A 10,100-nucleotide genomic window follows, 5' to 3' on the forward strand; every position below is an offset into this window, starting at 1 on the left:
TACTACAAAAGGCTGATACATATTACCGAGGACAAGATTGATATTAGGACTATATAAATACAAGCCTTCCTGTTTTTCAAAAATTGGGGCTGGTGTACCTCGCACCATAGCAGGTGTAACGACCGTGTTATCTTCGTTTTCAACTGCTGAGCTAATACGAATACCACGTGCATCCAGATTTGAATCAAGTTTACTCAATGTCGCTGGATTATCATTGGTATTCAAACGTAATAATGCGGCTAAGCCTAGGGTCTTATTATAGTTTGCATCATTTGATTCAGCTGTTTGGAATAAACGGACTTGCGAACCATTTAGACTTAAGCCATTGGCCACCACTTGCATACGTAGCCGTTGATCTAACTCTAAACCTGAAGTCGGTGCACCTGTTGCTGGATCAATCTGGTTGCTTGAATCCAGACTTCTAGAAAAGATATCCGTCCAGAAACCTAGTTTTATATTGTTGTCATCTGCAGTCGTATATTGAGGGATCAATGCCAATGGTGCTTCTAGTGCTAGATAACCGATGTTTTTATCTGCATTTTTAAACTGTTTAACTCTCTCTGTACCTGCACGGAATAACCAAGGGTTTTCAGCTGAACCCCAGTTAAAGCCTTCATTGCTATAGCGTCTACTTAATGAGCCATCACTTTTAGATAATGCCAGACCGTAGATAAAAACATCCGCCTTGGTCTTTAAGGATTTGACTGGGGAATTTGCTGCCGCCTGTAATGCGCTGGCTTCAGCAGCCGCAATAATTAATGCCAGGATTTGTTGCGTTGCTGCGTCTGCAGCATCTTCAGCGAGCTGAGTGGCATTATATTTTGCACGTAACTCTGCAGCAAGACGCTCTCGAGTGATTTCATTAGAAATCAGACTATTAACTGTTGCAGTAATTTGATCGGATCTAACGAAGTTAGTTAGACTTTTATAAAATGTCGAATTGGTAAGATCACTATTAGCAGTCAATGCACCTGGACCATAAAGTAAATTAATCATTTCATAAGTATTACCGAGTGCAAAATCTCGAGCTGCTTTGTCGTAACCCAAAATGCCTGTAGGATCTTCGCTAACAGGTCGTTGGGAATGCTTTGTTGTACCATCAGTTGCTAATCCGGTACCATCCCGATAAAGCCAACCATTATGCCATCCCCAAGTCCCATTTCGATAATCTGCAAGACGTTGTGTATAGTATTGTTGCATAATAGGAGTCTTGAGCAGTGCTTCACGTGTTTCTAATAAAAAAGTTTCTCTTTTTGCCTCAGCATCAGTCTCGATATTAGCGCTATAACTTGTTAATAATGTAGGATATTGTGAGTTATAAGTGGTGTCATAGGTACTTTTGTAAAGCGTATTATAATTACGATCTGCTTTCCCCTGTAATACACTTTTATCGTAGGTATCTGCATAAACCTGATCATAGGCACGCTGCCCTAATTGGATATAATTCTCCCCTGTAGGAATAATGCGAATAAAACCTGTATCTGCTTGACTAGGATTATCAATGCCACGGGCATAACTGGAGCCTGCCGATACATCATTCGGTGCCTGAAATACCATTTTGAAATCATTTAGAGTAAGTGCGATCCCTTCCCCTGTCGTATCTGCTAAAGATTCATCCGATAACTGCTGCAAAGCATAGGTAGAAGGCATGCATAACAAACTCACCATGCTTGCTAAACACGATTTTTTAAAGATGGAATGTTTACCGTTCAAAATCATCTTCACTGTCCTTTTATTATCAGATGCTCCGCATCTTTATCTTTCAGCTTCCCAGCTGCAATTTCTATTTTTGAATGATGCATCGTGCATCTTTTAATTAGATTTCTGCATCCATTATGCTTATTTTCCATTCAGATGCAAAAAGCAAAGTGCTGAATAGCCAAGTTTCCGATGAATGAAAACTCAAAAAATAAACGGGACCTTAAGCCCCGTTTATTCAATACTTTAAACTAATTATGCTTTTGGCAAAGTCACGCCAGTCTGGCCCTGATACTTCCCGCCGCGGTCTTTATATGAAGTTTCGCAGACTTCATCAGATTCAAAGAACAGCATCTGTGCTACCCCTTCACCCGCATAGATACGTGCAGGAAGGTTCGTCGTATTTGAGAACTCAAGGGTGACATGACCTTCCCACTCTGGTTCAAGTGGCGTTACATTCACAATAATACCGCAACGCGCATAGGTAGATTTACCCAAGCAAACAGTCAGTACATTACGTGGAATACGGAAATATTCTACAGTACGTGCAAGCGCAAATGAGTTAGGAGGAATAATACATACATCAGATTCGATGTCGATAAAGCTTTTCTCGTCGAAGTGTTTCGGGTCTACAATCGCAGAATGCACATTGGTAAATACCTTGAATTCACGTGCACAACGAACATCATAACCATAGCTTGATACACCATAAGAAATGAGTTTTTCACCATTCTCATCAAAACGAACCTGGTTCTCTGCATAGGGTTCGATCATGCCATGCTTTTCGCTCATTTCGCGAATCCAGCGATCAGACTTAATTGCCATTGGTACTAATCCAAAAATCTTAAATTCAGTTATTGCGACGTACTTTAACTGAAATTCACCTCAATGAAAATAAGTGTTCTTTCTTGATGCTACTTTGAAATTTTAATAAGATTTTTTGAGTGAAGTTACAGACTCATAATCGCTGAATAACTCAGCGGTACAGAAAAGCTCATCAGTACCAATGATGCGGTCTTTTGCATATTTTTTTGGTTGAGCCAACGATTATTATTACGACCCAGTAAAGTACCGAAGAATGTCCATAAAACTGCAATTGGAATTAATAGTCCTATAAACATCAGCATATGTACGACATAATAATAACTGTTTTGCCATGCAATTACGGGGAAAATTGCCGATGCAAACAATAAGGCCTTAGGGTTCAGTAAAGTTGCTAAAAATAACTCTCTGGCACGAATGGTGAATTGACTTAAACTGTCAGCAATTTCTGCTGTACGCCATAATCTGATTGCCAAATAGAGAATATAACAGGCGCTAAATAATTTCAGGATATTCGGTAAAGCTGGCAGATGGGTTGAAATCTTGCCAATCAGGATTCCCCAAAAACTGATCGCAAGCAGATAGCCTAACGCTTCAGCAGGAATAAGATAAAATGATTTCCTAAAACCTGCATGGATCCCGGAAGATGCCAATAAGGTATTAGTTGGGCCTGGAGTCAGTAAAATTGTGACTACTAAACCAATAAATAACCAAGAAATCATGGGTTGACCTCGCTGTAATGCTTGCAGCATAGATCAGAATATTTTTACCTGCAAAATCTTATTTGTAAGAAGAATTATAATTTTTTGGAATAATTTAAATTATAAATTAAATTCAAATACTTATATGAAAAAAATGCTAAAATTAAGTGATATACGATAGAGTCATTTTAGTTGACTCCCACTTATTCATGAGAAAATTCTATAGAAAACACTAACGCAAAAATTAAATTTTTATATCTTTAAAATGATTCATCTAATGATACATTTCTGATTTTTTCATCTTCAAATCTTTTAAAGTCACTCAGTTTATTTCCACTTATTGTCTTAATTTATTTTCTTGCTTTTATTGAACCTACTTGCTAGCAAATACTTTCATTTTACTGTCAGCTTTAACACAAAAAACCCCAGCCTGGACTGAGGTTTTAATCAATAATCTCTATTAAAAAATACGAGACTGATCTTTTTGAGCCTTTGGCAGTTTGGCTGCAATCTTTTCGGCAATCGCCATATAGCTATCAGCAGCCTCATCTCCAGCGATCACTGACGGCGTTCCGGCATCGGCATTTTCACGGATTACAGCATTTAAAGGCAGACGGCCAAGTAGTGGAATATTGTACTGTTCTGACAATTTATCGCCACCACCCGTACCAAAAATCTGTTCTTCATAGCCGCAATTTGAACAGATATGAGTCGACATATTTTCAATCACACCCATGACTGGAATCTGTACACGATTAAATAGTTCAATTCCTTTGGTAGCGTCCAGTAATGCCACATTTTGTGGCGTTGTCACAATCACTGCGCCAGTGACTGGGATACGCTGCGCTAGAGTCAACTGGATATCCCCTGTACCTGGCGGCATATCAATCATCAAGACATCAAGATCTGGCCAAAGTGTCTGATTAAACAATTGCATCAATGCGCCCGTTGCCTTTGGACCACGCCATGCGACTGGTGTATTGTGATCACCGGTTAAATGACCAATTGACAGCACCGCCAGGCCATAGGCATCTAATGGTACAAAGTGTTCAGCTTCAATCATTGGAGTCTTACCCGCATTACCGAGCATTGTTGGAATACTTGGACCATAAATATCCGCATCCAGTACACCGACTTTTAGACCCAGTTTTTGTAAAGCCAAGGCCAGGTTCACTGTTGTGGTTGATTTACCCACACCACCTTTACCAGAAGACACCAGAATCACATTTTGAATACGTGGATGCTTCGGCACATCACGCTGTTGCGGGGCAGCTTTTTGAATAGGCGCTTCTTCTTGTTGAGGTTGATAATTTTCATTCGCCTGCTTTACAGCATCAGTGCTTGCAGATGCATCCACCACGGGTGGTAAATTCGATTTTGGTGCTACTGTGGTTTGCGGCTGGCTAGAGCAGCTTTCACCTTCAGCATGATGATGCCCGCACCCGCTCTCTTTTTTATGCCCCGTTTTTTGCTGGATCACATGCATATTGAGTTCTTTGATGCCACATTTTTCCAATGCGTCAGCCAGTTCATCATGAATCTGCTGTAGCTGCTCTTTTTCTTCAGGATAGGTATTAATCGTGATCTGTAAGATCTCACCTTGTACATTGACCTGAGTAATCCGATCTTTCAAGGCATTGTTAGAATTTGGCAAGATATAATTTTGCAGTACATTCTGCACAGCTTCTTCGTTCACCTCCTTGGAAGGCGAAAAAACCGATTTAAGCGAAGAAAGCCACGACATAGGTTACTCCAAAAATGTAGATCGATATCTAAATAGCTTAGTTTAACGGGCTTTTCACTTAAGGTTAAGCATTCTGCCCATTAAGATGAGGGAGATATTTTCAATTTCCAACCATTTTACTTGGTTTTATTAATTTGTGGCGAATAGAAATAATGGAAAGTGAAAGAGAATAAGAAATAAGGTAGTTTTTAGTATGCGAATAATTATTTTTATAATAAGAGTCTGATTAGATTCAGCCACCTCAACCCTGTTATGGTTGAAGTGGCAGTGCGATCAAAGCTTATTTATGATTTTTATTGTGTTCGGACTTATCTTGCTGGTCCTTGGTGTTTTTGCCTTGATCCTGTTTAGACTGGTCTGCATCAGATTCTGAATCCTTATCTTTGGCAGCCTCTTTTTTATCAGACGTATTCTCCTTAGAGGTGTCATCTTTAGCGTCTTGATCTTTAGATGAATTCTCTTTCATTTTAGCCATCGTATCGGTGGCCATCTGTTTCAGCTCAGCCAGTTTGACAGAAGCTTCATTCACCAATTCAGTAATCTTCTGTTTGGTATCATCAAACTTATGTAGGGCTTCATCTTTAAGATGCGTCATACGATCCTGCTGATCTTGACCATTATTGCCATGTTGCTGGTCTGATTTTTCATCTTTATGCGCAGCCTGTTTGGAATCATCTATATCATCATTCTGCTTGACTTCAGACTTGCCATTTTTTAGCTCATTCAGAATCTTTTCGCCTTTCTGTAATAGCTCTTCACCAATAGCAATCGCCTTGGCTTTTAAGTCATCCATCTTGGTCGTTTCATTTTTTTTATCTGATTGCTCACTATCTGAGTCTTTAGCACTCTGCTTTTCAGATTTATTATCCGACCCGTTCTTCTGAGCCTCTAGTACTTCCTGATGTTCCTGTTTGTGCTGCTTGTCGATCTCGTTTTGCTTTTGCTCTTTTTCAATTTGATCATGCATTTCACGTGCATGTTGCTGTTTATCTTGGTTCTGCTTAGAAGTACTTGTCTGGTTATTCTGAGTCATGAGTACCCTCCTTAGGTAAGTCATATAAGTTATCAGACAATTATTTAGCATAAAGCAGAGAATGAATCGGGTGAATTAAGCAAACTGCAACAAAGCCTGTACATGTTGTTGCTGATCATTGCATCAGATAGCACAAACCTTACGATCTTAAATTTTTATCACCACCAACTGGACGAGATTGTGTTCTGTATTTTAAAGATTCTATTTATTTTATTTCTTGCACTATCGATTAGTATTTTACTGTCATCATGACATTGCATTTCCTTTAGCTTACCTATTCAAATGCTGTTATAGCCTGATTTTTCAAGCTAAAGGATGCTTATGATCGATCTACATTAAACGTTTATAGAATGAATAAAACTAAAGGTATCAAACGACCTTAGTTTAAGCACGCACGGTACTCATAAAACTTACTACCGAGAACAACCAGATGAACAGGATAAAACTGCGCGCTTGAGTGAAATGTGCCACATCTGTGCCATGTAAAATATTATGGCGTGTGGCTGAAACAGTCGAACTTGAATCCATTTGATAAGCAGCCAGTTCTGCAAAGTATGGATTCAGTTCTGCAGCGATTTTAGATTTATGCCATAGACTCTTAATTTCATTGCCCTTTAAACCGGGAACGATTTTATAGACATCGACAAACTTGGTGCCATTTTGTTTGAGGAAACCCTGTTGAATGAGCACATCTGTGAGTAAACCCTCAAGCTGGGCATATAGGAGCGGTACACAACCTGCATAACAGCCCAATTTATACATTTTAAAGGCTTCAATGATCACAGGGCGACGCAAGTTTTTATGACCTTCATCAATCTGCATCGCATCAAAAGCCGTCAGTACATCTTTTTGAAAGGCTTCACTGTTAATGACATCCAATAAATTAAAGCTTTTAACATTTTCATAGGCATGAATCTGTTGCCAAAAGTGCATCAGGTTAAGTGCATCATTGGCCACTTTTGAACCCACAGGTTGATCGAGCTGATCTGCCCAGACATTAAAATATTCATCTTGTTGTGCCAGTTCACGTAAGATATTGATTAAAAATGTATGTTCCCCTTGTGAGATCTGATCTAAATAGCTTTGCGCATCTTCAAGGATACGTTTGCCTAAAGTCTGTTGTTTGATATTCGATTTAATGCGTCTGACTGGTTGATCATCTTCAAAATCATTGTAATCGTCATACATGGTCAAGCACTCAAGCAAATGGCGGATAGGCTATTATCCCTGATAATCCTGCCATAAAGTAGCATTTCATCGAGGTGCAACTTTGTTGTTGAAAAAGAATTCACCAAAAGCCTTATGCAAGTCATGTCTATCTCATGTAAAATTACCGCCCATTGCATAAAATACGAATGAGAGAGTCAGATCCGTGCGTAATATCTTAGTCACTAACGCCCTTCCATACGCCAATGGCCCGATCCATATGGGTCACCTACTCGGTTATATCCAAGCTGATATTTGGGTACGTGCGATGCGTGCAATGGGTCATAACGTGACTTATGTATGTGCGGATGATGCGCATGGTACGGCGATTATGCTGCGTGCTGAAGCCAATGGCATTACCCCTGAACAGCAAATTGCCAATGTACAAAAAGAACACGAACGTGACTTTGCTGGTTTTAAAGTGGACTTTGACCACTACGATTCAACCAACAGTGCTGAAAACCAGGCTCGTGCATCTGAGATTTATATCAAGAACCGTGAAGCGGGCAACATTGCAGTTCGCCCTGTAACGCAATTGTTTGACCCTGAAAAAGGCATGTTCTTGTCGGATCGTTTCATTAAAGGCACCTGCCCGAAATGTAAAGCGGAAGATCAATACGGCGATTCATGCGAAGTTTGCGGCACGACCTATAACGCTACTGAACTGTTAAATCCAAAATCGACCTTAAGCGGTGCGACGCCTGTCGAGAAATCTTCAGATCACTACTTCTTTAAATTGCCGAACTTTGGTGAATACCTACAAAAATGGACACGTGACCAAGGTCGTTTACCTGTATCCATTGCCAATAAGTTAGATGAATGGTTTGAAGCAGGTTTGTCGGATTGGGATATTTCTCGTGATGCACCTTACTTCGGTTTTGAAATTCCAGATGCACCAAACAAATATTTCTATGTTTGGGTAGATGCGCCTATCGGCTATATGTCGAGCTTTGAAAATTACATCAAGACCAAACGTCCTGACTTAAGCTTTGACGATTACTGGAAAAAAGATTCTCAAAATGAGGTGTATCACTTCATTGGTAAAGACATTGTTTATTTCCACGCGTTGTTCTGGCCTGCCATGCTTGAAGGTGCAAACTACCGCACGCCTACAAGCTTATTTGTTAATGGCTTCTTGACTGTAAACGGTCAGAAAATGTCTAAATCTCGTGGCACATTCATTAAAGCGGAAACCTATTTAGAGCATTTAAACCCTGAATACTTACGATACTACTTTGCGTCTAAACTTTCGGACAAAGTTGAAGATTCTGACTTAAATCTTGATGACTTCGTTCAGAAAGTAAACTCTGACTTAGTCGGTAAAGTGGTTAACATCGCAAGTCGTTGTGCGAAATTCATCAATACCAAATTTGATAATAAACTTTCTGCAACATGCGCAGAGCCTGAATTGGTGCAAAGCTTTATTGATGCAGGTGATTCAATCGCGGCAGCATACGAAGCGCGTGAATTCTCAACAGCAATTCGTGAAATTATGGCGTTAGCTGACAAAGCCAACCAATATATTGATGAGAAAAAGCCTTGGGCTTTAGCGAAAATTGAAGGCGAAGAACAACAAGTTCATGACGTATGTTCTGTGGGTATTAACTTATTCCGTCAATTGGCGGTTTACCTTGCGCCTGTATTGCCAACATTGGCTGAACAAGTTCAAGCGTTCTTACAGTTAGACAGCTTTAACTTTGAATCACGTAAGCAAGTGTTAGTGGGTCATGAAATTGCATTGTTCCAACCGTTAATGCAACGTGTTGACCCTAAAGCGGTTGCTGCTATGGTGGATGCATCTAAAGACTCTTTAGCAGCCCCTGCAGAAGCACCAAAAGTTGAAAAGAAAAAAGAGAAAGCCAAAGAGAAGAAAGCTGAACCTAAAGTGGGTGAAGCTGAAATCATTAATATTGATGATTTTATGAAAGTTGACCTACGTGTAGCGGAAGTATTAGACGCTGCAACGGTTGAAGGTTCTGATAAACTGCTTCAATTGACGTTAAATATCGGTGAGGCTGAGCCACGTAACGTATTTAGTGGTATTCGTGAGTTCTATAAGCCTGAAGACTTAAAAGGCAAATTGGTGGTGATGGTAGCAAACCTTGCGCCACGTAAGATGCGTTTTGGTATTTCTAACGGTATGGTGTTAGCTGCGGGTAATGGCGAAGGTGTTTGGGTGATTTCACCTGAATCTGGTGCTAAACCGGGTGATAAAGTGTCTTAAGGTTTAGACTTAAATAAAAAGTCTCTACTAATGTAGGGGCTTTTTTATATCATTTATATAATTTATTTTCTTGTTTTAAAAAAATATATCGATAAAATCAAAGCGCTTTTTATTTTTTATAACTATTCGGGGTAAGCATGAAAAAATTACTAGTTTCAGTTCTAGCGATGTCAACAATTGCCTTTACAGGCTGTTCAGTTCGTATGGCAGACATGACTGTAGCTTCTACAAAGAACTATAACTTGAACTCAAATCAATTTGTGAAAGGTCAACGTGTTACAGGTGAAGATAAGGTTCCGGTAGTTTTATTCCCATTAGGTATTCCTAACTTCAAAACAGCGGTAGATCGTGCAATTGAGAAAGATCGTTGTGCTGTGGCTTTATCTGATGTTGTTATTACTCAATTGAATCAAGCATTTATTGTGGGTCAGATTGGTTACCGCGTTGAAGGCACTCAAGTAATTGACCGTTCACAACCAGAATGTAAAAAATAATTTTTGGTTGTAAAAAGAAAGCCTCTACGATGTAGGGGCTTTTTTATGCCTGTAAGTTCCCTCTCCTTTTTTAAAGGAGAGGGCTAGGGAGAGGATTTGTTAAATCACTGCCGCATTCTAAATTTATAAAAAATATTTTCTTTGCGTAGGCATTGCCTTACTTTTGAAAGATCAAAAG

8 protein-coding genes are annotated in these 10,100 nt (G+C 39.6%); 2 read left to right on the forward strand and 6 right to left on the reverse strand.

The genetic code is table 11. The annotated features are described in order from the left end of the window. From B4033_RS00745 to B4033_RS00770, 6 genes are all read right to left on the reverse strand, one after another. The coding region (locus tag B4033_RS00745) for a hypothetical protein (RefSeq protein ID WP_414631401.1) at positions 1 to 1,719 on the reverse strand (1,719 nt) is incomplete at its 3' end. A gap of 234 nt (positions 1,720 to 1,953) precedes the next feature. After that, on the reverse strand, positions 1,954 to 2,523 hold the full coding sequence (gene dcd, locus B4033_RS00750) for a dCTP deaminase (protein ID WP_004814752.1): 570 nt from the start codon (positions 2,521 to 2,523) through the stop codon (positions 1,954 to 1,956). Between the two features lie 125 nt (positions 2,524 to 2,648). Continuing rightward, complete coding sequence (locus B4033_RS00755) at positions 2,649 to 3,242, reverse strand: LysE family translocator (protein WP_045796330.1); 594 nt, start codon at positions 3,240 to 3,242, stop codon at positions 2,649 to 2,651. Positions 3,243 to 3,681: 439 nt separating this feature from the next. Then, the gene (gene apbC, locus B4033_RS00760; protein WP_045796308.1) at positions 3,682 to 4,965 is read right to left on the reverse strand and encodes an iron-sulfur cluster carrier protein ApbC; all 1,284 of its coding nucleotides are present in this window, start codon (positions 4,963 to 4,965) and stop codon (positions 3,682 to 3,684) included. Positions 4,966 to 5,245: 280 nt separating this feature from the next. After that, positions 5,246 to 5,998 (reverse strand): hypothetical protein, encoded by a 753-nt coding sequence (locus tag B4033_RS00765; RefSeq protein ID WP_286831156.1) that lies wholly within the window; start codon positions 5,996 to 5,998, stop codon positions 5,246 to 5,248. A gap of 384 nt (positions 5,999 to 6,382) precedes the next feature. Then, positions 6,383 to 7,186 (reverse strand): hypothetical protein, encoded by an 804-nt coding sequence (locus tag B4033_RS00770; RefSeq protein WP_286831157.1) that lies wholly within the window; start codon positions 7,184 to 7,186, stop codon positions 6,383 to 6,385. A 184-nt stretch (positions 7,187 to 7,370) separates the two neighbouring features. On the opposite strand from B4033_RS00770, the gene metG reads away from it, so the two are divergent. Then, positions 7,371 to 9,428, forward strand: coding sequence for a methionine--tRNA ligase (metG, locus tag B4033_RS00775; protein WP_286831158.1), 2,058 nt, complete (start codon positions 7,371 to 7,373; stop codon positions 9,426 to 9,428). Between the two features lie 137 nt (positions 9,429 to 9,565). Next, positions 9,566 to 9,922: a hypothetical protein gene (locus tag B4033_RS00780; protein WP_004814739.1), complete on the forward strand. Its 357-nt coding sequence runs from the start codon at positions 9,566 to 9,568 to the stop codon at positions 9,920 to 9,922. Positions 9,923 to 10,100: the final 178 nt, after the last annotated feature.

Source organism: Acinetobacter sp. UBA3132 (assembly GCF_002364825.1).
Classification (GTDB): Bacteria; Pseudomonadota; Gammaproteobacteria; order Pseudomonadales; family Moraxellaceae; genus Acinetobacter; species Acinetobacter schindleri.